The following is a 23,152-nucleotide window of genomic DNA, read 5'->3' on the forward strand; positions in this document are numbered from 1 at the left end:
TAAGAGGACAGCGATTTGGACCGTCTCGAATGCGACCGCATGTTCGTAGCCGTTATCGATACGGGAAGCTTCGCTGCCGCGGCAGTCCGTCTCGGCACCAGCAGCGGCCAGGCTTCGAAGCTGGTCTCACGCCTGGAGGCAAGCCTCGGCGTTCAGCTGATCATGCGAACGACGCGCGCGCTGTCGCTTTCGGAGGCAGGTCGCGCCTATTACGAACGGGTGAAATCGCTTCTCGAAGAGTTCGATGCGCTTGATGCCTCGGTGCGCAATGCCTCGCGCGCGCCGTCGGGCCGGCTGCGGATCACCGCGCCGATCACCTTCGGCACCACGCAGCTGACGTCCGTGCTCAATCAGTTCGCGATGGCCTTCCCCGACATCAATCTCGACGTCAGTTTCTCGGACCGTACAGTCAATCTGGTCGATGAAGGATTTGATGCCGCCGTGCGCATCGGGCGCCCTGATGATAGCAGCCTGATCGCGCGCAAGCTTTGCGCCGCGCGCATCGTGCTCGTTGCCGCCTCGTCCTATCTCGACCAGCGCGGTGTGCCGGTGACGCCGGCGGATCTCGCGGCCCATGATTGCATCATCGACACCAATTTCCGCGATCCGCTCACTTGGCGCTTCCGCGACAAGGCCGGTTTGCAGCCCATCGTGACAGAAGTCCGCGGGCGCATTGAGTTTTCGAACGCCGAGGCCTGCGTCGCCGCAGCCGAAGCGGGCTTGGGGATCGCGCGCGTACCGAGCTTCGTTGCCGGCGCACGACTTCGCCTTCAGGCGGTGCTTCCCTTGCTTTCCGATTTCGAGGATGAGCCGCGCGGCCTGTACGCGGTCTATCCCCCTGCCCGGCATCTGGCGCTGAAAGTCAGAGTGCTCGTCGACTTCCTGGCCGACGCTTTTCGCGGACAACCGGTGTGGGACAAGGATTGGGGCTGATTGCTTCCATTCCGGAAGGAAATACTCTCTTCGTGACCGGATAATAATCCATCTGGAATTGCGCCATATCAAGCTCCAACACCGCGCAAGAACAGATCAGGAGTTCAGTCATGCTCGTGGATGGCAAGTGGACCGCCGATTGGCACCCCGTACAGGCGACCGACGCCAAGGGCGGTTTCGTCCGGCAGATTTCGGGTTTCCGCAACTGGATCACCCCCGATGGCAACGCCGGGCCAACAGGTGACGGCGGCTTCGAGGCCGAGGCCGGCCGCTACCATCTCTATGTCGCGCTGATCTGCCCCTGGGCCTCGCGCACGCTGATTGGCCGGGCGCTCAAGAAGCTGGAAGATGTGATTTCGGTATCGGTCGTCGAACCGGCGCTATCCGATCAGGGCTGGCGTTTCGGAGACTACCCAGGCGCCAATTGCGATGAGCTCAACAGCGCCACCTATATGCACGAGATCTACACCAGCGCCGACCCGCATTACACTGGCCGCGCGACCGTGCCTGTGCTCTGGGACAAGGAACGCCGCACCATTGTCAACAACGAGTCGGCGGATATCCTGCGGATGCTCAACTCCGGCTTCGGCGCGCTCGCCGATGGTTCGGTCGATCTCTATCCGGAAGATCTGCGCGCGGAGATCGACGCCCTCAACGAGCGCATCTATCCGCAGCTCAACAACGGCGTTTATCGCACCGGCTTCGCGACCACACAGGTCGCCTATGAGGAAGCCTTCGCCGAGGTCTTCGCGATGCTCGACGAACTGGAGGCGCGCCTCGAAGGACAGCGGCCATTCCTCTTCGGCACGCGACTGACGGAGGCTGATGTACGGCTCTTCGTAACGCTCATCCGCTTCGACGCCGCGTACAATGGGCTCTTCAAGTGCAACCTGCGCCGGCTGGCGGACTATTCCAATCTCAGCCGCTATGTCGACCAGATGCTTGCGATACCGGGTATCCGCCAGACGGTCAGCATCGATCACATCAAGCGCGGCTATTACTCGATCAAGGCGCTGAACCCGACGGGGATCGTTCCCGTGGGCCCGCAGCTTCCGTTCGAGATCTGAGAGGAAATAGCCGTGTCGACAATCGCATCACATGCACTGGTCATCATGCTCCACGGCGTCGGCTCGAGCGGCGCCGATCTCGCGCCCCTGGCCAATGTCTGGAAAGACGCTCTTCCCGGCGCCGTCTTCGCTTCGCCGAACGCGCCAAGCCACTCCAGCTTCGGCGCAGGCTACCAGTGGTTCAGCGTGGCGGGTGTCACCGAGGAGAACAGAAGCGAGCGTATCAAGGATGCGCGTCCGGCTTTTGACGCCACGATATCGTCGATCATCAAGGAGAACGGCTTCGCCGATCGGCTCGATCGCGTCGTTCTGGTCGGTTTCTCGCAGGGCACCATCATGGCGCTCGATGCCGTGGCATCAGGTCGCTGGCCTGTCGGCGCCGTCGTCGGCTTCTCCGGCCGCCTCGCCTCGCCGCTCCCGCTCACGCCTGCGGTCAAAACGCCGGTGCTCTTGGTGCATGGCAGCGCCGATCCGGTCATTCCGGCGGCTGAAACGACGCGTGCCGCGGCTGCTCTTGAGACGCTTGGGATGGACGTTGAGACGATCATCGTTCCCGGGCTTGGCCATACGATTTCAGCCGATGGCGCTGCCCGGGCGGGTGCGTTCATGGCCGAAGCGATGAAGTGATCCAGACCTCGGAAAGAAACAAGGCGTTGCGCCAAGCTCGGCGCAACGCTCTCTCGGAAGGCTAGGCCGAAGCCTTGACCGTGTATTTGAGGTGCAACAGGCCGTCATCAAGCTTGTCGCACGAAAGCAGCGAAAGCTCACACTTGCCCGCCAGACCATCCTGACCGTATTCGATGAAACGGTCGCTCCCCTTGCGCGCGTCGACGGCTGGCGCCACGAGCAGGCTCAGCTCATCGACCAAGCCCGCCGCGAAGAACGAACCATTGACGCCGGCTCCGCCTTCCAGAAGCAGACGGCGGATATTGAATTCGCGTCCCAGTGTTTCCAGCAGGCTGGATAGATCCATCTCCTGCCCGTCGGACACGATATAGGACACGCCGTCGGCGACGAGCTCGGCCAGATGCTGATCGCTGACATCCTTACCGAGCAACACGATGAAATGATCGCCATCGAGATCGCCGCCGTTGAAATGCAGCTTGCCGTGCTGGTCGACAGCGATCGCAAAGCTCTTGGCGTCGCGGTTGGCCACGTGCAGCGACCTGTTGACGTCGAACGGTCCGGCTGGCGGATGTGCGCCGGCCTTTGATATCTCGGCCATCGTGACGCGGCCGACCAGCCATCCGTCGGCGTTCATCGTCTTGTGAATTGTCTCGTAGGCGGTCGACCACCCTGCCCGGTTTCCATCCGGGCTTGCTGTCCAGCGGCTAGGGTGAAGCCCGCCATCGAGCGAAGTGATCATATGGCAGATGATATGTGGCTTCATCACGCGGCCGAGCCCCTGTAATCCTGATCGGCGACCTTCTCCATCCAGGTAACAGCGGAGCCATCCTTCATTTCCGCGATGGCGAGGTGGCTCATTGCGCAATCCGGAGAAGCACCGTGCCAGTGCTTTTCACCGGGCTCGAACCACACGATGTCGCCGGGCCGGATTTCCTGGACCTCTCCGCCTTCGCGCTGGATCAAGCCAAGGCCCGAAAGCACGATCAGGGTCTGACCGAGGGGGTGGGTGTGCCAGGCGGTGCGGGCGCCGGGCTCGAAGGTCACGGTCGCACCGCTCAGGCTGCCGCTGCCGTTGAATGGCGCATCGATGCGCACCGTGCCGGTGAAATAGTCTTCCGGGCCCTTTGCAGAGGCTTTTGCGCCGCTTTTCCTGATTTCCATTGTCTTGCTCCTGTGACAGGTCTGATAACTCACTGTGCCACATAGGCCAGACATCCTGTGAGGACTAGGTGTCTGACATGGCATAATCCTATGCGAACACTTCATGAATGGCTGGAGGTGACTGCGCACGCGAGGCGGTTGAATTCGCCGCGGGCATAGGCTTAGCTCGTTACAGTCCTTCAGCAGCGAGCATCCCATGACATCGACGGCCGACATCATCGTAATCAACGCGCGTGTCCTCACTCTCGATCCCAATCACCCTGATGCCCAGGCGGTGGCGCTTGGCGACGGGAGGATCATCGCCGTCGGTACGGAGGAGGAGATCAAGGCTCTCCACAGTCCCGCAACGCGGGTGATCGACGCGCACGAGAAGACGGTATTGCCGGGCTTCTCGGAAAATCACATGCACCTGTTTTCCGGCGCCGCCGAGCTGGATCATCTTCAGCTGAAGGGCGTGACGGGACTGGCCGCGTTGACCGAGGCCATCCGTGACTACGCGCAGGGCCGGCGGACGCAGACGGTGCTTTTCGCACAGGGCGTCGACTACAATATTCTTGGCGAAGCAGAGCCGCTGACCCGCCAACACCTGGATGCCATCCTGCCAGATCAGCCGCTCGTTCTCTTCGCGCCCGATCACCATACGGCCTGGGCGAATACCGTCGCGCTCGAACTGGTGGGCATTCTCCACGGCGCCGATCTCAGACCCGGAAACGAAGTCGTGGTCGGCGCCGACGGGCTGGCAACCGGCGAGCTCCGGGAAATGGAAGCCTTCAGCCCGCTTCAGGCCGCCGGCGGTTTCGATCGTTATCGGCTGGGTCTCTCGACCGGCGGCGAGCCCGAGCCCTATCCGGATGCCGCGCAGTGGGCGCAGGACATCGCCGTGATGCGCACCGGCCTTGCCTATTGCGCCCGCCACGGCATCACCACAGTCCAGAACATGGACGGCAATCTCTATCAGCTGCAACTGCTCGCAGCGATCGAGAAAGAGGATGGCCACCTGCCCTGCCGCGTGCAGATCCCCTTTCATTTCAAGAATTTCATGTCGCTCGACATGCTGGAGAAAGCCTCAAACATGGCGGCCAACTACAAGAGCGACTGGCTCTCCTCCGGCCTCGTCAAACTCTTCTACGACGGCGTGATCGAAAGCGGAACCGCCGTGATGGTCGAGCCCTATGCCGACAAGCCAGGCGATCGTGGCGAGGGTCTGTTCACGCCCGAAGCGTTTCGCGCGGTCGCCGTCGAAGCCGATCGTCGCGGCCTGCAGATCGCCGTTCATGCGATCGGCGATGGCGCTGTCCGGGCAGTGCTTGATGGTTACGCGGCGGCGCGCGAAGAGAATGGTGCGCGCGACAGCCGCCATCGCATTGAACATATCGAGGTTGTGCATCCAGACGACATCAAGCGTTTCGCCGAGCTCGGCGTCATCGCCTCCATGCAGCCTCCCCATCCGCCCGGCTGCGCGGGCCTGCCGCTGGAGCCGACGATCTCGCGCATTGGCAGGGACCGCTGGCCGGTCAGCTACGCTTGGCGCACGCTGAAGAACGCCGGTGCCCATATCTGCTTCGCGTCCGACTGGCCCGTTTCGCCGATCGATCCGCTCGTAGGCCTCAAGGCCGCGGTGACGCGCAAGAAATGGAGCGACGGCGATCCGGATCAATCCTTCTCGTTGCAGGAAGCGCTCGCCGCCTATTGCGTCGAGGGCGCCTATGCCGAGTTCAAGGAAGGTCGCAAGGGCATGATCAGGCAGGGCTACGTCGCCGATATCGTCATTCTCGACAGCGATATCGAGGCGATCGACCCCGATGATCTCGACACCATCAAGCCCGTGACGACCATCTGCGGCGGGCGCATTAGTTTTTCCGATTGATAAATATTTTCTACCGGAAGCGTAAAATCGGGTTGTCAATGCGCGAGGCGTGTGGTCACCTAGCCAAAAGCCGAAAAGGCGGGGACAGCAGCATCAGCAACCACGAGTGGGCCGCATATGGCGGGATTGAACGCGATTGAGATTCGCAGTGTTTCCAAGGTGTTCGGCTTTGGTGAGTACGCATTTTCCGCGGTAGACGACGCATCGGTTTCCATCAGGCAGAACGAGTTTTTCACCCTTCTGGGGCCGTCTGGCTGCGGCAAGACAACGCTCCTGCGCCTGATTGCCGGTTTCGAATACCCGACATCGGGCGAGATCATGTTGAACGGCGATAACATCGCCGCGATGCCGCCATTCAAGCGGCCGATCAACACGGTTTTCCAGAGCTACGCGCTTTTCCCGCACATGACGGTCGCCGAGAATATCGGCTTCGGCCTGACCATGCTCGGCCGACCGAAGCAGGAGATCCGCGACCGGGTCGCGGCGATGCTGAAGCTGGTGCGGATGGAAGCGCTCGCCAACCGCCGCACCAGCCAGATTTCCGGTGGCCAGCAGCAGCGCGTGGCGCTTGCCCGCGCGCTGGCGCCGCAGCCGAAGGTGCTTCTGCTCGACGAGCCACTGTCGGCGCTGGACTACAAGCTCCGCAAGGACATGCAGATAGAGCTTAAGCGTCTGCAAGCCGAAACCGGGATCACCTTCATCTTCGTCACCCACGACCAGGAGGAAGCGCTGACCATGTCGGACCGCATCGCCGTGATGTCGGCTGGAAAGATCCTGCAGGTCGGCAACCCCAGAGAGATCTACGATGCGCCGACCGACCGCTTCGTGGCCGATTTCATCGGCGAGACGAACTTCCTCAAGGGGCGCATTCACGCGGTGAATTCCGGGATTGCGGAAGTGGAAACCGCCGCCGCCGGTCGCATTTCGGCGACGATGCCCAGCAACTTTTCCGATGACGGAGAGGTGACTTTGGTGCTGCGGCCGGAACACGCAGCGCTTTGCGGGCCGGCGGATCATGCGCGCTGCCAGATGACGGGCACGCTGGAGACGATCGTCTATTTCGGCACGGATACGCACTATCATGTTCGCCTCGCCGACAACGAAACGCTGTTTACGCTGCGCGAGCAGAACAAGCCGCTGCAGGCTGCGCGGTACGCCGAGGGTGATAGGGTCGGCATCGCGATCGAGCCCAATGCCGCCAGGGTGCTGAGGAGCTGACATGACCCATGTGGCGGATGTGATCGAGGCGGAAAAGAGCCGGGACATCCGGACACGCTGGCTCCTTTCCCTGCCCGCCCTGCTGATCATTCTTGCGGCCGCCAGCGGTCCGCTTCTGATCGTCGTCGCCTATTCCTTTCTGACGCCAGGCCCTTATGGCGACGTCGTCTGGGTGCCCTCCATCGAGGGCTGGATCAACGTCGCGCTGCAGCAGGACATTTTCGACGGCTCGCTATCCATGGCCGACGCCCATGTCTCGATCTTCATCCGCTCTGTCGTCCTGTCGCTTGCCACCACGCTGCTCACGCTCGCCATCGGCTTTCCGACCGCCTATTTCATCGCCACCCGCCGCGAGACGACACGCGAGCTGTGGCTGCTCTTGATCACCATTCCCTTCTGGACCAATCTCCTGATCCGCACCTTTGCGATCCTTGAAATCATCCGCAATGAAGGGCTGATCAACGGCTTGCTCATGCGCTTCGGGCTAATCTCGAAGCCGATCCAGATGCTGTTTACCGACGGCGCGATCCTGACCGGCATGGTCTATGTGTACCTGCCGCTGATGGTCCTGCCGCTCTATGCCAGCATGGAGAAGATCGATTTCCGCCTGGTCGAGGCGGGATACGATCTTTACGCGACGCCTTTCAAGGTCCTGCGGCGGATCATCATTCCGCTGGTCAAGCCGGGCATCATCGCCGGCTCCATCCTCGTCTTTATCCCGGCGCTCGGCGCCTACGTCACCCCCAGCATCCTCGGCGGCGGCAAGAACCTGATGCTCGGCAACCTGATCGAACTGCAGTTCGGCCAGGGACGCAACTGGCCGCTCGGCTCGGCATTGTCGATCACGCTGATGATGATCGTGATGATCGCCCTGCTCTTCTATGTGCGCAACGCCGGCGGGCAGGAGAACCGGCATGGCTAGATCCTTCTCCATCAGGCGTCAGCGCGGCTTCACCACGATCGCGATGATCTGCTTCGCGGCTCTCTATCTGCCGATCGGCGTGCTGGTTTTCTATTCGTTCAACGCCGGCGAGTCGCTCGCGTCGTTCGACGGCATATCGCTGCGCTGGTTCCAGAAGGCCTTCGAGAACAAGCAGGTGATCGACGCCTCGCTGCGCTCGCTGCAGATCGCGGCGATTGCCGCCGTGGTCTCGACGATCGCGGCGACGATGGCGGCGCTGGCGACCACGCGCACCGCGCCCTATCGCGGCCTGACAATGAAATATGCCTTTATCAACCAGCCGCTGATGATCCCCGAGATCGTCACCGCCGTCGCGCTTCTGATCTTCTTCGCGCGCATCAAGATCTGGACCGGCTACGCCGGCATCGGCTACCTCATTGCTGCCCACACAGCCTTCTGCATCCCCTTTGCCTATCTGCCGATCCGCGCGCGGCTCGAAAACATGGACCTGACGCTGGAGAAGGCCGCGGCCGACCTCTATGCTACGCCGTGGATGGCGTTCCGCCATGTGACGCTGCCGCTGCTGTGGCCGGGCATTCTCGCCGGCTTCATGCTGGCCTTCGTCATCTCGCTCGACGATGTCGTCATCACCGAATTCGTCAAATCCGCAGGCCAGGACACGCTTCCGACCTACATGCTCGGCCAAATCCGCCGCTCCATCACGCCCGAAATGAACGCGATCTCGACGCTGTTTCTCGGCCTGTCGATCCTCGTCGTCTCCATCTTCTTTGTCGTCAATCGAAAACGTGCCTGAAAACAAGAGAGGGAACATGCGCATGAAACGGATGACTTCGACAATCGCCCTTATGGCGGCACTCCTTGGCACCGCGGGCCTCGCCCACGCCGAGGGTGAGCTCAACATCTACAATTGGGGCAATTACACCAGCCCCGAGATGATCAAGAAGTTTGAGGACAAGTACAAGGTCAAGGTGACGATCACCGACTATGATTCCAACGACACGGCGCTTGCCAAGGTCCGCCAGGGTGGCTCCGGCTTCGACATGGTCGTGCCCTCGCAGAACTACATTCCGATCTGGATTTCCGAGGGGCTGTTGCTTGAGACCGACCCGGACAAGATGGAAAACTTCAAGAACGTGGCCAAGGAATGGGCCAACCCCGACTTCGATCCCGGCCGCAAGTACACCGTTCCGTGGGCGATGGGTATCGTCGGCACCGTCGTCAATACCGATGTCTACAAGGGTGACATCAACACTTGGGGCATCATCTTCGATACGCCGGCCGAGCTGAAGGGCAAGGTCAACGTCGTCCCCGAAATGACCGACGTGATCGACGCGGCCGTGCTCTACAATGGCGGCAAGAAGTGCACCGGCGATCTGGCTGTACTCAAGAAGGTGCGCGACACGCTGCTGAAGGCCAAGCCCGACTGGGTGGCGATGGAATACGGCACCATCGAGAAGATGGGCTCTGGCGATTTCGCGGCATCGAGCGACTGGAACGGCTCGGCTTTCCGCCAGCGCCTCAAGAACCCCGCGATCAAGTTCGGCTATCCCAAGGAAGGCTTCGTCAACTGGAGCGACAACCTCTCCGTCCTCAAGGACGCCAAGAATGTCGAGAATGCCAAGCTGTTCCAGAACTTCATGATGGATCCTGAAAACGCCGGCATGAACTCTGGTTTCCATCGCTATGCAAACGGCATCGCCGGCTCCGACAAGTTCATGCCCGAGGATATGAAGAATGCGCCCGAGATCACTATCCCGGCGGAATTCGCTTCGGTCGGCGTACCATCCCAGACCTGCCCGCCTGATGTTCAGGCGCTCTACACGAAGATCTGGACCGAGTTGCAGAAGTAGGCCCGATCTCGGCACCCCGCCCCGTCGATGGTGCGGGGTGCCACATTTTCCAGCGAATGGATGTTTTGATGAAGACCGTCTTCTCTCCCCGCCATCGCGGCCACGCCAACCAGCTTGAGCTTGTGGCGGGCGACATCGTTCCCGGCTTCGAGCTGACATCGCGGGCCGAGTATATCGCCGCCCGTGTCGCGGCGGTCGGACTCGGCGCGATCATCGAGCCGACGGAGCATGACCTGACAACAGCGGCGCGCGTTCACCGCAAGGATTATCTCGATTTCCTGCCGACGATCTGGGACCGCTGGACAGCGGAAGGACGCAGCGGAACGGCGCTGCCCTTCACATGGCCGACGCGCGGCCTGCGCGGCGATGTGCTGCCCGAGTTCATCGATGGCCTGCTCGGCTACTACTCCTTCGACGCCGGCTGCGGCATCGTCGAGGGCTCTTGGGATGCGATCAAATCTTCCCATGACGTGGCGCTGACGGCAGCCGGCCTGGTGCAATCCGGCGAACGCGCCGCCTTCGCGCTCTGCCGCCCGCCCGGCCACCACGCCGGCGCCGGCTTCATGGGCGGCTATTGCTATATCAACAACGCCGCCGTGGCCGCGCAATGGCTGCGCGACAACGGCGCCAGGCGGGTATCGATCCTCGACGTGGACTATCATCACGGCAACGGCACGCAGGAGATTTTCTACGCGCGTGATGATGTGCAAGTCATCAACCTGCATGCCGATCCGATGCAGGAGTACCCCTATTTCCTCGGCCATGCCGACGAGCGTGGTATCGGCGCCGGCGAAGGCTTCAACCTCAACTACCCCATGCGCTTCGGCACCGACTGGACGAGGTGGAGCCAGTCGCTGGAGGATGCCTGCGGCAAACTGCTGTCCTACGCGCCTGATGTGGTGGTCGTTTCGCTCGGGGTCGATACGTTCGAGAAGGACCCGATCAGCAAGTTCAAGCTCAGGACCGAGGACTTCTCCAAGATCGGCGAGCGGATCGCCAGGCTCGGGCTTCCGACGCTGTTCATCATGGAAGGCGGCTATGCCGTCGAGGAGATCGGTGTCAACGCGGTGAGCGTGCTCACCGGCTTCGAAGACGCCTGATTGCCGGCGGGGAGTGATGGAATGCCAGGAGACGAACCAGTGACCACCTTGAGTCGCGCGGACGTGACGCTCGCCAACTGGCGCACCGTACCCTACAGCCGGTGGTCCTTCGAACATGTCAGCGAAATTGTCCCCTCGGCGATCATCCCGGGCACGCGCGGCGGAAAAGCGGCCGAGCCAGTCGGCCTCGACGCGCTATCGGGCATCTCTTTCACAGGGCTGAAAGGTGCACCGTCATTGCTGTCGGACTTTCTCACCGAAAGCGAAACTGACGAATTCGTCGTCATGAAGGACGGACGCGTTATCGCCGACTGGTCCGCGCCTCATTCCGATCCAACGCGCCCACACATCATATTCTCCGTCTCCAAGTCCCTGACAGGACTGCTCGCCGGAATTCTCGCGGATAAAGGCCTGCTGTCCTTCGAAAGCCCGATCACCCGCTATGTGCCCGAGGTCACCGGTTCGGCCTATGCCGATGCAACGGTGCAGCAGCTCTTCGACATGGAGATCAGCGTCGATTTCGTGGAAAGCTATCTCGACACCTCAGGTGGTTTCGAGCGCTATCGCCGCTCCACAGGATGGAATCCCGAAAAGCCTGGCGATCCAGCACCGGATCTGAAGTCATTCATCTGCGGCATCGGCAAGGGTGCCGGATCACACGGCGAGAGGCACGCCTATCGTTCGCCGAACACCGATCTGGCCGGCATCGTTCTCGAGCGGGCCGCTGGGGCGCGCTTCGCCTCGCTGCTCAGCGACCACCTGTGGAAAGCAGTCGGCGCTGACGCAGACGCTATGGTCACCGTCGACCGTATCGGCACGGCGCGCGCGGCGGGCGGCATTTCTGCGACGGCTCGAGACCTTGCCTTGGTGGGCGACCTTGTCCGCAGGCGCGGTAACGGGATCGTTTCAGAGGGCTTCATCGCCGACCTCTGGTCGCGCAAGCGCCGCGAGGCATGGAAGAGCGGCGATCAGCTGGAACTGTTTCCGGAAGGAAGCTACCGCAATTACTGGTACGAGACGGGCGCCGGAGAGCTGGCGGCGATCGGCATTCATGGCCAGTGGATTTGGATCCACCCGGAGAGCGAAACTGTCATCGTCAAGCTGTCGTCGCAGCGGTTGCCGGTTGATCCGGCCCTTGACCACGCGATCGTGCGGATGATGCGCGCGATCTGCCGCTCATAGCGCGCTCCCCGTCAGCGGGAGGCCACCCCTTGCTGACGATACGCACCTTGCTTCGACGCCAACTGGCTGATCGGCAAGGAGAGTTCGGCAATCCTGGGATCGGGCGCCTCGACCCACCGCTCTGGCGAGAAGTAGGCCTTGGTGCGCGTCTGCGGCCCCGAACCGGCGGCGACGACGAGCATGAAATTGTAGCTGTCCTGGCTCTCGGTATCGCGCCTGAAGCTGAAATAGGCTCCGAACCGCTCGTTTTCGAAATCACGAAGGCTGCGGATCGGCGCCAGCGCGTCCTGAAAATCGCTCCACCCCGCCTGCCGCACCAGGGTTTCGAATATCTTCATATGACCGACGTCCAGCCGCCCTTCGGCATCCGTCGGGGGGCCGACGAGCCTTCCCCTGATCTCCACGATGTCGCCGCTGGCGTTGCCCTTGACCCTCAGGAACACCGAGTTCAGCGGCCGAACGTCGTTCTTCTTGTATATGCGCTGGAAATAGCATTCGTGGCTGGTGCTGCGCATCGAGGGCGCGCGCCATTCGCTTGTCTCGATACCCGCATCACGAAGCGCCTTGCAAACGGTCGGCCCGGAGACCCTCCACATGCGCAGGAACTGAGCCGCGACTTCGGGTTCAGGGGCTTCGATCAGGCGAACGGGGATGTCGACCGGTTGCGCCGGCGGTGGCGTGGACGTCGCGGCCGGCTCGACAATCATGGGCGGCTGTGGCGGCTCATCGAAGATTTGAATTCCGACATAGCGAAAGAGGCTTTCGAACCGCTGAGGATCGCCAAGAAACAGCGCCGCGGCCGCGAAGCACGGCAGGATGAGGAAGAATATCGACCAGACGGACCTGCGGATATTGTTCCGCAACGGCACCCTTACCTGTTCTTGTGATGCATCACTCACCAAATCCATCACCTTCGTGGCTGGATTATAAGTTAAAGCTCATACTCACAATGGTTCAATACATCCGAATTAGCAATCGCCTGATCGCGAATTCATGCTGCAACGCGAAAAAATCAGTCGGCATTACCATCCGCCATGGCATTGAGCGGCAGGAATACACCAGCAATCACATCCGCGAGATTGGCCGGCAAGTTAAGAAACTATTTATGAAATCGTGAAAATTAGAGATGGACGATCGTGGCAATGCGGCATTCGCGCGCGTTGCACCCCAATGACGTGGTTCAATGAGTAAATGCTCACGCGCTCGACGGTGCGTAGCAATGCGTATGGAGTATAGCGTATCATGAGTATCAATCCCTTTGCGGCAGCCCTTGCCCTCAGCCTTCTTGCCACACCGGTTCTGGCAGCCGATTTCGGTTCCTACGACCAGCCGTCTTCCGGCAGCTGGGAAGGCGCCTATGCCGGTGTCCACGGCGGCATTGCCTCTCCGAACCTCAACCCCTTCTCCGGCAACAACGGCCTGAGCGTCGGCGGACAGGCGGGCTACAACACCATGGTTGGCGGCGCGGTCGTCGGCGGCGAAGTCGAAGCCTCCTATCTCGGCGACAGTCGCGTGAAAGTGGAAGACGGCAAGCTCAAGGAGCGTCACCGCCTGAGCGCCAAGGGCAAGGTCGGCGCACCGATCGACCAGACGCTGATCTATGGAACGGCCGGCTTTGCGATGACCAACTTCCGTGACAACGGCAACATCGCCGGCCCCGACGGCTGGAAGCCGGGCTACATCCTCGGCGCAGGTGTCGAGCAGAAGCTGACGTCCAATGTTTCGGCTCGCGTCGAATATAACTACACGATCACCAACAGCGTGCGTACCTTCTCCAACGGTGTCGGCACGACGGGCAATGTCCACGACCACACGCTGAAGGCCGGCCTCAACGTCAGCTTCTAACAGCAGTAAGGATGGCGTCAGCAATTGTTGGCGCCATCTCCTCGCGCAAAAGATCTCCGGCGCTGCCTGCACACCAGCGCGCGCCGGATCATGCAGCCTGGCCCAATGTGGTCAGATAGATTGCCTTTGAGGGGTATGCGGTGCTTCGCGCCGATGTCGCATATCCCTGAGTGTTTCGCGTTCGCAGAAGCGCCGATAACAAGCCTGACGCTCACCCCGGAAAGACGGGGCTACCCCCTCCCCATTTGGCCAGCCCGGTGCATGAGCCCGAGCTAAATCCCGCCTGGCTCAAGTACCATATACAACATGGGCGCCAATTACTCTTCGAACACCTTGCCGCTTCGCGCTTCGAGGCGATAGCGGTGCGCGGGATAGACCAGTCGGGCTGTCGAGACCACCTGGCGGCCAGACCATGTCCGGCGCCGAATGGTCAGGCAAGGTTCGCTTCTCAGGATCGTCAGCAGCTTGCATTCCCAGGCCTGCGGCATCGCCGCCTCCACCACGTGCTCGGAGCCACTGAGCGGCGCGGCAGCCACCAGGTAAGCGTTCGGCGTCTGGGACGAAAAATCTTGAATGAGATAGTCTGGCGCAGCCGCTGGATTGACGAAACGGTCCTCGATCTGCACCGGTACGCCATTTTCGCTGTGCACGATCAGCGAATGAAAGACCGGCGCGCCGATATCGAGATCGAGCGCGTCCGCAGTCTCCGGAGATGCGGGCTCTTCAGCGATCACAATGACTGACGCTTCGTGCGAATGCCCGCGCTCCGCAATCTCGTCGGCGATGTTTCTGACCTCGAATAGCGGTGAGTAACCTTTGCGCTCCGCCACGAACGAGCCGACGCCCTGGATGCGAACGAGCTCCCCTTCCGCCGCCAATTCGCGCAGCGCGCGGTTCGCCGTCATCTTGCTGACGCCGAGTTCGGCGACCAGTTCATTCTCGGAGGGCACGCGGAATTTCGGCGGCCATTCGCCGCTCTGGATGCGGTCGAGAATCATCTGCTTGACACCGACATAGAGCGGCGCGCTATCGTTCTGCGCAAGCTCACGCTTCATCTCGCTGGAATGCTTCATTGCCTATTCCTTTTGCACGAATGAAATCCGCCCATTCAATCGACTTTCCTCTTGCATAACACAAATTATCTCATATGGTACCCTATACAACCACCTGATCAACTTCTCTTCGAAGGATGGCAGGCAAGCCGGCGCAGATCGGCATCACGCGGCCGCAAGGCCATCGTCACTTCAGAGGAGATCTCTATGAAACTCGCAGCCATTCTTCTATCCAGCGCCGTCGCGCTTTCCGGGCTTGTCGCTCCCGTTTCCGCCAAGGACTGGAAGACCGCCACCATCACGCTCGAAGGCGCCTATGCGCCATGGAACATGACGAATGCCGACGGCACGCTCGGCGGCTTCGAACCCGAACTGGCCAAGGTGCTGTGCGAACGCGCCAAGATCGAATGCACGCTCGTGGCTTCGGATTGGGACGGCATGATCCCGGCGCTGAATGCCGGCAAGTTCGATGTCATCATGGATGCGCTCTCTATCACCGAAGAGCGCAAGCAGATCATCGACTTCACTGTGCCCTATGCCGCGACGCCGGCTGCTTTCGCCACCGCCAAGGACAGCCCGCTCGCCAATGCCGCCGGCACTGGCGCGACCATCAAGATGACACCCGGCCAGACCGGCGTGAAGGAAATCGACGCGCTGAAGGAAGCCTTCAAGGGCAAGACGATCGGCATCCAGGCCGCCACCGTCTATGCGAAGTTCGTCTATGACAACTTCGGTGATATAGCCCAGATCCGCGAATACAAGACGGGCGCCGATCGCGACCTCGACCTGCAGAACGGACGTATCGACCTCGGCTTCGACGACGCCGTCTATTTCAACAGCGCGTTCGAGACCGCCGGCGGCGCGCTCGCCTTTACCGGCCCCGAGATCGTCGGATCGATCTGGGGCGAAGGTGAAGGGCTTGGCATCCGTAAGGCCGACACCGACCTGCGCGACAAGTTCAGCGAAGCGATCAAGTCGGCGCTTGCCGATGGCACCGTGAAGAACCTGTCGATGAAGTGGTTCAAGATCGACGTCAGCCCGCAGCAGTAAGGCCTCCGGCAAACACAGCCCGGTCTCCGACGCCAGCGCCGGAGACCGCATGTCTGACAACGTCGTCGATCGAGCGACGCATGCGGGGAACGTGCCATGGCATCATTGTCACTGATTGGATTCGGCTCCGGCGGATGGGGCGCGCTGCTGCTTTTTGCCGCCTTCATCACCCTGTGCGTAACGGCGACAGCGCTCGTGATCGGCGCGGTGATCGGCGCGATCGTCGCTGCTGCGAAGCTGTCCGGCAACCTCGTGTTCGCCACGCTCGGCAATATCTACACGACCGTCTTTCGCGGCGTGCCTGAACTTCTCATCATCTACCTGATCTATTTCGGCGGCTCTTCGGCGGTCACCGCGATCGGCAAGGCGATGGGCTACGAGGGTTTCCTCGGCATGCCGTCTTTCATCGCAGGCGCGCTAGCGGTCGGCATCATCTCTGGCGCCTATCAGGCCGAAGTCTTTCGCGGCGCCTTTCAGGCGATTTCCAAGGGCGAACTCGAGGCAGCGTCGGCGATCGGCATGCACCGCGCATTGCGTTTCCGCCGCATCATCATGCCCCAGGTTTTCCGCTTCGCCATTCCCGGCATCGGCAATGTCTGGCAGCTAAGCCTAAAGGATTCCGCGCTGATCTCCGTTACCGGCCTCGCCGAGTTGATGCGCACCAGCCAGGTGGCGGCGGGTTCGACGCGGCAGTATTTTCTGTTCTTCATCGTCGGCGGCATTCTCTATCTGATCCTGACCAGCCTGTCGGACCGCGTCTTCAACGGCGCCGAACGACGCGCCAACCGCAGCATGCCGACGGCGGCGATGGGAAAGGCATAAGGACAAGCCCATGGACATCGCCTTTCTCACCCAAACCATGCTGACGCTCTTGAAAGCGGTGCCGACGACGCTGGCGCTGTTTTCGGTGTCGGTGGTCTCCGGATGCCTGCTTGCGTTGCTGATCGTCTGGATGCGTGTCGGTGGAAACCCGGTTCTGTCCGCCTTTGCCAAGGGCTACATCTTCGTCTTTCGCGGATCGCCCCTGCTGATCCAGATGTTCCTGATCTTCTACGGCCTCGGCCAGTTCGGCTTCATCCGCTACTCGTTCCTCTGGCCTTTCCTGCGCGAACCCTTCATCTGCGCCGTGCTTTCACTGGCGTTGTGCACCGCCGGCTATTCGGCCGAGATCTTCCGAGGCGGCATTCGAGCGGTCTCGCCGCGCGAAATCGAAGCGGCACGTTCGATCGGCATGTCGGGCTTTCTGCTCGTGCGCCGCATCCTGGCGCCAATCGCGTTCCGCCATGCCCTGCCCGCCTATTCCACCGAAATCGTGCTGATGATGAAATCGACGGCGCTTGCAAGCCTCGTCACCGTCTGGGAAGTGACCGGCGTCGCACAAAGGCTGATCTCGCAGACCTATAGGACGATGGAGGTCTTCCTTTGCGCGGCCATCATCTATCTCGTTTTGAACTTCATAATCCTGCAGGCCATGGCCCTGCTTGAGTATTCGCTTTCGCGACATCGCCGCGCCGCGCCGCCCGCGTTGAAGGCATAAGAGCAGAACCAAACCGATGGAGCACCCATGCCCGGCGTAACCCGACTTTCGGTCCGCAATATCCGCAAGAGCTTCGGCATCCATGAGGTCCTGCGCGGCATCTCGCTTGATGCGCAGGATGGCGACGTCATCTCGCTGCTCGGCGCTTCCGGCTCCGGCAAATCGACCTTCCTGCGCTGTATCAACCTGCTGGAGACCGCGACCGATGGCGAGATCTGGGTCGATGGTGAGCAGATCAGGATGATCCACAAGGGCGGCAAAAGCCGGCCCGCAAGCCAGAAGCAGGTCGACCACATCCGCTCCGAGCTCGGCATGGTGTTCCAGTCCTTCAATCTCTGGTCTCACATGACCATCCTGCAGAACATCATCGAAGGCCCGGTGCATGTCTTGAAGCGCCCGCGCTCCGAGTGCATCGCAGAGGCTGAAGCGTTGCTTGAAAAGGTTGGCATCGCCGACAAGCGTCATGCCTATCCGGCCCATCTTTCGGGCGGCCAGCAGCAGCGCGCTGCGATCGCCCGCGCGCTCGCCATGAAGCCGAAGGTGATGCTGTTCGACGAACCGACATCGGCACTCGATCCCGAACTCGTCGGCGAGGTGTTGCGCGTCATGCGCGCGCTTGCCGAAGAGGGCATGACCATGCTGGTCGTGACCCATGAAATGAGCTTCGCCCGCAACGTCTCTAACCGGGTCGTCTTCATGCGCGAAGGCGTCGTCGACAGCAGCGGCACGCCCGACGAGATGTTCGGTGGTGGCGGATCGCCGGCATTCCGGCAGTTCATCGGTCACTTCGGAACCGGACAATGACAATTCTTCTCGATGGCGTCCTCGCTTGGCGCGATATTGCCCGCGTCGCGGAGGGAGACACACTGGCGCTCTCGCAGGCCGCCTGGCAGCGCGTGGATAACGCCAGCCGTATTGTCGAGCGGATCGTCGAGACCGGTGTTCGAGCCTATGGCGTCAACACCGGCGTCGGCGCGCTTTCCGATACGGTGGTCGATCGCCAGTCGCAAAGCCGATTGTCCCGCAACATCATCCTCAGCCATGCCTGTGGGGTCGGAGACAGGCTGGCGCCACGCGAAGTACGCGCCATCATCGCTGCCCAGGTCGCCAATTTCAGCCACGGTCACTCCGGCGTGCGATCCGAGATCCTGCGCTATCTCCTGACGTTCCTGGAGCGGGACTGCATCCCCGATGTGCCCGCCAAGGGCTCGGCAGGCTATCTCACGCACAACGCCCATACGGCGCTCGTGCTGCTCGGCGAAGGTAACGCGCATCTTGGCGGAAAACAGATGTCCGGCCGCGAGGCGCTTGCAGCGCTCGATCTGCCGCCACTTGTCCTTGGCGCCAAGGAGGGATTGAGCCTTGTCAACGGCACGGCCTGTGCGACCGGGCTTTCCAGCGTTGCGCTGGCACGCGCTGAGCGGTTGCTCGATTGGGCGGACGCCATTGCCGCGCTGACCCTCGAGGCTGTCGGCTGTCAGATGGCAGCCTTCGACGAAGATGTTCTGGCACTGCGACATTCGAAGGGCATCCAGGACGTGGGCTCCCGGCTGCGTCGCTATCTCGCGGGCAGCGGCCTGGTGGAGGCGGCGCTCGGCAGGCGCACACAGGATGCGCTCAGCCTTCGATCCGTACCGCATGCTCATGGCGCCGCGCGCGATGTGTTTGACACTTCCTGCGCTGTCGTCGATCGCGAACTCGCCTCCGTCACCGACAACCCCGCCGTATCGGGGACACCTGACGCGCCCATTGTCTCATCGGAAGCACATGCAGTGGCGCCGGCTCTTGGCCAGGCGGCCGATAGCCTGGGTATCGCACTTGCCCAGATCGCCGCCATGAGCGAACGGCGCATGGACCGGCTCGTCAATCCGCTTGTCAGCGGCTTGCCGGCGTTTCTGGCAAGCGATGCTGGGAGCAATTCCGGCTTCATGATCGCTCAGTACACGGCAGCCGCCTTGAGCAACGAGAACCGCCGGCTTGCCGCGCCGGCGTCACTGGATGGCGGGCTGACATCCGGTCTACAGGAAGACTTTCTCGCCCACCCGACGGCGGCCGCAAACAAGCTTCTTTCGATCATCGACAACGCAGAATACATCCTCGCCATCGAGCTGATGGCCGCAGCACAGGCACATGACTTCCTGTCGGCAACGGCGCGACGCGCCGCCGGCACCGACATGATCCACGCCGCCGTTCGAGGCGTCGTCGCCCACTATGCAGACGACCGGCCGCTATCGCTCGATATGGAACAGGTGCGGTCGCTGATCCAGCGCAGCTTGCCGCCGTCAATTGCCTGAAGGAACAGCCATGACCACTCAATATGACGTTGCCGTTGTCGGGCTTGGCGCCATGGGCAGTGCGGCCGTCGCATTCCTGGCCGCCCGCGGTGTCAAGGTGATCGGTATCGATGCCTATTACCCCGCGCATGCTCTAAGCTCTTCGCATGGCGACAGCCGCTTGATCCGTCTCGGCTACTTCGAGGACCCCTGCTACGTGCCGCTGCTGCAACGCGCCTATCAAAACTGGCGCGCGCTCGAAGCCAGACTTCGGACCAATGTGCTCGAGATAACGGGTGTATTGCAGATCGGGGCTCCGGACAGCAAGATCGTCAGCGGGACGCGAGCATCCTGTGCCATGCATGGCCTGGCGCACGAGGTGCTTGATCGCGAGGAGACAGCGCGCCGCTTTCCGGTGTTTCAGCTCGACCAGAACGAGATCGCCATCCTCGACCCGCAGGGCGGCTACCTGCGTCCGGAGACGGCGGTCATGGGCTACCTGAAGCTTGCGGCGGAAGATGGCGCCGTGCTTCATTTCGGCGAACGCGTGACATCGATCGAGCCCGACGATGCAGGCGTCACCATCCGATCCGCCGAGGGAACTTACCGCTCTCGCAAGGTGATTGTCGCCACGGGATCGTGGATTGCGGAACTCGTGCCGGAGCTGCGAGAGCATGCCGTTCCGATCCGCCAGGTCGTGGCCTGGTACCAGCCGCGCAACGGCTTCGTCACTCAGCCCGGCCGCATGCCATGTTTCCTGCGCGACGAGGGTGACGAAGGATCCTATTTCGGCTTCCCCGCCATTGGCGTGGATGGCGTCAAGGTCGGCAGGCATGCGCATTTCCGCGAGCCGGTCGACCCGAACCAGCCAAACCCGCCGGTCAACGATACCGACACCGCATTGCTTGATGGCTTTATCGCCAGGCGCCTGCCGGCCGCTGCCGGCTTGCGAGCCAGCGCCATGACATGCCGCTACACGATGCTGCCGAGCGAGGATTTCCTGCTCGACCTTGCTCCATCAAACTCCAACATCGTTGTCGCCTCGCCCTGCTCGGGACACGGCTTCAAGTTCACCAGCGTCGTCGGTGAAATCCTTGCCGATCTCGCGCTTGATGGCGGGAGCAAGCTGCCGATCGCTGCGTTCTCCTTCGATGCGATGCGGCGATATCTGGATGGAAGAGCGGCCAGTTAGCGGAAGCCGAAGGCGGCGCGCGCCTCAAGACATTCGCCATCGCCGGGAAGACAGTCGCGGCACACTTGCGGCCTGATTTCGTAGACCATGCATGATGTGCCCGAACCAACGGTGCCATCCAGGGCCGAGCAGCGATTGTCATGACAGCGCATGCCCGTTAGATCATCGGCGACGAAGCGGGCTGGCAAGCGGTCGAGATCGGCATCTGTTTCGACGGAGAATCGCGGCCAACTTGACGAGTACGAACAGCAGGCGCCGCAGGTCTGACAATCGAAATCGGCTGAAATGGTCATCGGCGCTTTCTTTTTCCGAAGAATTCGTCCCGAAGTATGCAACGAGACTTTGTCGATTTTGGCGCTATCGCCCCTGCGACGCGTCTAATCGGGCTGCAGGCGGACCAAAATTCATATTTCATGCAAATGAAGTGGCTCGAAGGCATGCTGGGAGTTGATGGACGCGCGACAGCACTATAGGTTCGCGTCGCCATTGCAAGCAAAACACTTAAAAGGGAATATCCATGCCTGAGGGTACTGTTAAATTCTTCAACGAGGACAAGGGCTTCGGTTTCATCACGCCAGAGAACGGCGGAACCGACGTTTTCGTTCACATCACTGCCCTGCCGCGCGGCGCTTCGCTTCGCGAAGGCGACAAGGTCAGCTTCGACCTCGGCCAGGACCGCAAGACCGGCAAGTCGAAGGCTGAAAACGTCTCCATCCTCTGATTGAACGTTTAAAGCGTCTAGCCTGCCGCCTGGTGCGGCAGGCTAGATCAACTCGCGAACAGGCAGCTGCCGGTCTAGCGCATGCTCAACCAATACTAATGATAGATCGAGGTGAGATAAAAAGTCACAATCCACGCGAGTAACGTAAGTATACCAAGCACCATTATTAAAAGACGCAACTGCTGCTCCACGCAATTCCATGCCATTTTGGGAGCCATTACGCAGAAAACGTCGATCCAGTTTCATTCCCCATGAACTTTTTATTTGCCTTGAGCATTAAGCGCCTGTGCAGGGGCGGTCGCCAAGCAACGCGGGATCACCAAGCAGGGAACGGGTCTTCGAGCTCGGGCCAATCATGCGGATTGGCACTCGCGAGACAGCCGTCAAGCGCTGCGCGGATACCAGCCTGATCCATGTCGACACCGATAAAGACCAACTCCTGCCGTCGGTCACCCCAGGCATCGTCCCATTGGCTTCGCATCTGGGCCTCAAACTGCGGATGATCAGGCCAATCCTCGCGCGGAATGGTGGCCCACCAAAACCCCATAGGTTCGCAGCGTCGCTGTACGCCCGCCGCCGACATCAGGCCGACGTGATGCGGACGTGTGGCGAGCCAGAAATGCCCCTTGGCGCGAACAACACCCGGCCACGGCGCATCCAGAAAGGCGACGAGCTTGCCAGGATCGAAAGGCCGCCTGGCGCGATAGACGAAGCTCGAAACACCATATTCCTCGGTCTCCGGAACATGCGCCTCCGGTTGGTATAGTTCTTTGTACCAAAGCGGATTTTCGGCCGCCTTCTCCTCATCGAAAAGCCCGGTGTTGAGGATTGTATCGAGCGGCAGCCGACCGTAGTCCACCTCGATCTGTCGCGCTTGCGGGTTGAGCGCGGCCACCACCTTGCGAACATCGGCGCGCTGATCCTCGGTCGCATCCCCGATCTTGTTGATCACGACGACATCGGCGAATTCGATCTGATCGACGAGGAGGTCGACGAGCGTACGGGTGTCCTCGTTGTCTCGCTGCATTCCGCGGTCGCTTAGAAGATCGGCGCGGCTGTATTCGTTGAGAAGATTGGCCGCGTCGACAACGGTTACCATCGTATCGAGCGTCGCGAAGTCGGACAGTGAAAAGCCGCTCTCGTCGCGAAACGAGAATGTCGCCGCGATCGGTCGCGGCTCGGCGATACCGGTCCCCTCGATCAGCAGGTAGTCGTAGCGTCCGCCTTGCGCCAACTGCCGCACTTCCGCGAGCAGATCGTCGCGCAGGGTACAGCAGATACAGCCATTGCTGAGCTCGATCAGGGTCTCGGTGGTGTGCGACAGGTCGCAGCCGCTATCGCGGATAAGGCTGGCGTCTATGTTGACGTCGCTCATGTCGTTGACGATCACCGCGACGCGCAGCCCCTCGCGGTTGGTCAGGACATGGGTCAGAAGCGTGGTCTTGCCCGCGCCGAGAAACCCGGCCAACACCGTGACGGGCAGTTTCTTGACGGCACTTTGCGGCGCCTCCTTGCCCCGCTCGTGCGGGGTTGTCATCATCATGTCCATCGTCTT

At 61.4% G+C, this 23,152-nt stretch carries 24 protein-coding genes; 18 read left to right on the plus strand and 6 right to left on the minus strand.

All coding sequences use genetic code 11. The features are described 5' to 3' along the window. Window positions 1-15: 15 nt before the first annotated feature. From ACVTFQ_RS22660 to ACVTFQ_RS22670, 3 genes are all read left to right on the plus strand, one after another. Window positions 16-933 (plus strand): LysR family transcriptional regulator, encoded by a 918-nt coding sequence (locus ACVTFQ_RS22660; protein WP_113176749.1) that lies wholly within the window; start codon window positions 16-18, stop codon window positions 931-933. 110 nt (window positions 934-1,043) lie between these two features. Next, the gene (locus ACVTFQ_RS22665; protein ID WP_113176748.1) at window positions 1,044-2,000 is read left to right on the plus strand and encodes a glutathione S-transferase family protein; all 957 of its coding nucleotides are present in this window, start codon (window positions 1,044-1,046) and stop codon (window positions 1,998-2,000) included. A 12-nt stretch (window positions 2,001-2,012) separates the two neighbouring features. Continuing rightward, window positions 2,013-2,627 carry a dienelactone hydrolase family protein gene (locus ACVTFQ_RS22670; RefSeq protein ID WP_113176747.1) on the plus strand — a complete coding sequence of 205 codons (615 nt, stop codon included), beginning with the start codon at window positions 2,013-2,015 and terminating at the stop codon, window positions 2,625-2,627. A 61-nt stretch (window positions 2,628-2,688) separates the two neighbouring features. Here the strand turns inward: ACVTFQ_RS22670 and ACVTFQ_RS22675 are convergent, their stop codons facing one another. Both ACVTFQ_RS22675 and ACVTFQ_RS22680 read right to left on the minus strand, forming a co-directional pair. Beyond that, window positions 2,689-3,390, minus strand: a complete 702-nt coding sequence (locus tag ACVTFQ_RS22675; protein ID WP_113176890.1) for a RibD family protein — start codon at window positions 3,388-3,390, stop codon at window positions 2,689-2,691. Continuing rightward, complete coding sequence (locus tag ACVTFQ_RS22680; RefSeq protein WP_111565086.1) at window positions 3,390-3,788, minus strand: (R)-mandelonitrile lyase; 399 nt, start codon at window positions 3,786-3,788, stop codon at window positions 3,390-3,392. The genes ACVTFQ_RS22675 and ACVTFQ_RS22680 overlap by 1 nt, the downstream gene beginning before the upstream one ends. Before the next feature lie 196 nt (window positions 3,789-3,984). Between ACVTFQ_RS22680 and ACVTFQ_RS22685 the strand changes: the two genes are divergently transcribed. The 7 genes from ACVTFQ_RS22685 to ACVTFQ_RS22715 all read left to right on the plus strand — a co-directional run bounded on the left by ACVTFQ_RS22685 (window position 3,985) and on the right by ACVTFQ_RS22715 (window position 11,927). Beyond that, complete coding sequence (locus ACVTFQ_RS22685; RefSeq protein WP_113176746.1) at window positions 3,985-5,655, plus strand: amidohydrolase; 1,671 nt, start codon at window positions 3,985-3,987, stop codon at window positions 5,653-5,655. Between the two features lie 117 nt (window positions 5,656-5,772). Further along, on the plus strand, window positions 5,773-6,873 hold the full coding sequence (locus tag ACVTFQ_RS22690) for an ABC transporter ATP-binding protein (protein WP_113176745.1): 1,101 nt from the start codon (window positions 5,773-5,775) through the stop codon (window positions 6,871-6,873). Window position 6,874: 1 nt separating this feature from the next. Next, entirely contained in the window at window positions 6,875-7,795 is a 921-nt protein-coding gene (locus tag ACVTFQ_RS22695; protein ID WP_113176744.1) for an ABC transporter permease, read from the plus strand. Then, window positions 7,788-8,588, plus strand: a complete 801-nt coding sequence (locus ACVTFQ_RS22700) for an ABC transporter permease (protein ID WP_113176743.1) — start codon at window positions 7,788-7,790, stop codon at window positions 8,586-8,588. Before ACVTFQ_RS22695 ends, ACVTFQ_RS22700 begins: the two co-directional genes overlap by 8 nt. Window positions 8,589-8,610: 22 nt before the next feature. Beyond that, window positions 8,611-9,645: an ABC transporter substrate-binding protein gene (locus ACVTFQ_RS22705; protein ID WP_162718083.1), complete on the plus strand. Its 1,035-nt coding sequence runs from the start codon at window positions 8,611-8,613 to the stop codon at window positions 9,643-9,645. 68 nt (window positions 9,646-9,713) lie between these two features. Further along, window positions 9,714-10,745 (plus strand): histone deacetylase family protein, encoded by a 1,032-nt coding sequence (locus tag ACVTFQ_RS22710; protein WP_113176742.1) that lies wholly within the window; start codon window positions 9,714-9,716, stop codon window positions 10,743-10,745. Window positions 10,746-10,784: 39 nt separating this feature from the next. After that, window positions 10,785-11,927 (plus strand): serine hydrolase domain-containing protein, encoded by a 1,143-nt coding sequence (locus ACVTFQ_RS22715; RefSeq protein ID WP_313760981.1) that lies wholly within the window; start codon window positions 10,785-10,787, stop codon window positions 11,925-11,927. An 11-nt stretch (window positions 11,928-11,938) separates the two neighbouring features. Here the strand turns inward: ACVTFQ_RS22715 and ACVTFQ_RS22720 are convergent, their stop codons facing one another. Further along, entirely contained in the window at window positions 11,939-12,790 is an 852-nt protein-coding gene (locus ACVTFQ_RS22720; RefSeq protein ID WP_113176740.1) for a DUF6030 family protein, read from the minus strand. A 379-nt stretch (window positions 12,791-13,169) separates the two neighbouring features. Between ACVTFQ_RS22720 and ACVTFQ_RS22725 the strand changes: the two genes are divergently transcribed. Next, window positions 13,170-13,772, plus strand: a complete 603-nt coding sequence (locus tag ACVTFQ_RS22725) for an outer membrane protein (RefSeq protein ID WP_113176739.1) — start codon at window positions 13,170-13,172, stop codon at window positions 13,770-13,772. A gap of 317 nt (window positions 13,773-14,089) precedes the next feature. Here the strand turns inward: ACVTFQ_RS22725 and hutC are convergent, their stop codons facing one another. Continuing rightward, window positions 14,090-14,845 carry a histidine utilization repressor gene (gene hutC / locus ACVTFQ_RS22730; RefSeq protein ID WP_112435985.1) on the minus strand — a complete coding sequence of 252 codons (756 nt, stop codon included), beginning with the start codon at window positions 14,843-14,845 and terminating at the stop codon, window positions 14,090-14,092. Between the two features lie 186 nt (window positions 14,846-15,031). On the opposite strand from hutC, the gene ACVTFQ_RS22735 reads away from it, so the two are divergent. From ACVTFQ_RS22735 to solA, 6 genes are all read left to right on the plus strand, one after another. Further along, the gene (locus tag ACVTFQ_RS22735) at window positions 15,032-15,874 is read left to right on the plus strand and encodes a transporter substrate-binding domain-containing protein (RefSeq protein WP_111565076.1); all 843 of its coding nucleotides are present in this window, start codon (window positions 15,032-15,034) and stop codon (window positions 15,872-15,874) included. A 96-nt stretch (window positions 15,875-15,970) separates the two neighbouring features. Next, window positions 15,971-16,696 carry an ABC transporter permease gene (locus tag ACVTFQ_RS22740; protein WP_047503529.1) on the plus strand — a complete coding sequence of 242 codons (726 nt, stop codon included), beginning with the start codon at window positions 15,971-15,973 and terminating at the stop codon, window positions 16,694-16,696. Between the two features lie 10 nt (window positions 16,697-16,706). Continuing rightward, entirely contained in the window at window positions 16,707-17,411 is a 705-nt protein-coding gene (locus ACVTFQ_RS22745; protein ID WP_047503521.1) for an ABC transporter permease, read from the plus strand. Window positions 17,412-17,438: 27 nt separating this feature from the next. Continuing rightward, window positions 17,439-18,215 carry an ABC transporter ATP-binding protein gene (locus ACVTFQ_RS22750; RefSeq protein ID WP_047503518.1) on the plus strand — a complete coding sequence of 259 codons (777 nt, stop codon included), beginning with the start codon at window positions 17,439-17,441 and terminating at the stop codon, window positions 18,213-18,215. Further along, a complete protein-coding gene (locus ACVTFQ_RS22755) occupies window positions 18,212-19,705 on the plus strand; it encodes an HAL/PAL/TAL family ammonia-lyase (protein ID WP_113176737.1) in 1,494 nt (497 codons plus the stop codon). The genes ACVTFQ_RS22750 and ACVTFQ_RS22755 overlap by 4 nt, the downstream gene beginning before the upstream one ends. A gap of 10 nt (window positions 19,706-19,715) precedes the next feature. Next, complete coding sequence (gene solA / locus ACVTFQ_RS22760; protein ID WP_113176736.1) at window positions 19,716-20,876, plus strand: N-methyl-L-tryptophan oxidase; 1,161 nt, start codon at window positions 19,716-19,718, stop codon at window positions 20,874-20,876. Here the strand turns inward: solA and ACVTFQ_RS22765 are convergent. Continuing rightward, on the minus strand, window positions 20,873-21,169 hold the full coding sequence (locus ACVTFQ_RS22765) for a YkgJ family cysteine cluster protein (RefSeq protein ID WP_047503510.1): 297 nt from the start codon (window positions 21,167-21,169) through the stop codon (window positions 20,873-20,875). The genes solA and ACVTFQ_RS22765 overlap by 4 nt on opposite strands. Window positions 21,170-21,393: 224 nt before the next feature. Here ACVTFQ_RS22765 and ACVTFQ_RS22770 point away from each other — a divergent pair, with 224 nt between their 5' ends. Further along, window positions 21,394-21,597 carry a cold-shock protein gene (locus tag ACVTFQ_RS22770; protein ID WP_018896919.1) on the plus strand — a complete coding sequence of 68 codons (204 nt, stop codon included), beginning with the start codon at window positions 21,394-21,396 and terminating at the stop codon, window positions 21,595-21,597. A gap of 316 nt (window positions 21,598-21,913) precedes the next feature. Here the strand turns inward: ACVTFQ_RS22770 and ACVTFQ_RS22775 are convergent, their stop codons facing one another. Continuing rightward, window positions 21,914-23,137 (minus strand): GTP-binding protein, encoded by a 1,224-nt coding sequence (locus ACVTFQ_RS22775; protein WP_470424172.1) that lies wholly within the window; start codon window positions 23,135-23,137, stop codon window positions 21,914-21,916. Window positions 23,138-23,152: the final 15 nt, after the last annotated feature.

The organism is Rhizobium sp. O111, from assembly GCF_055616315.1.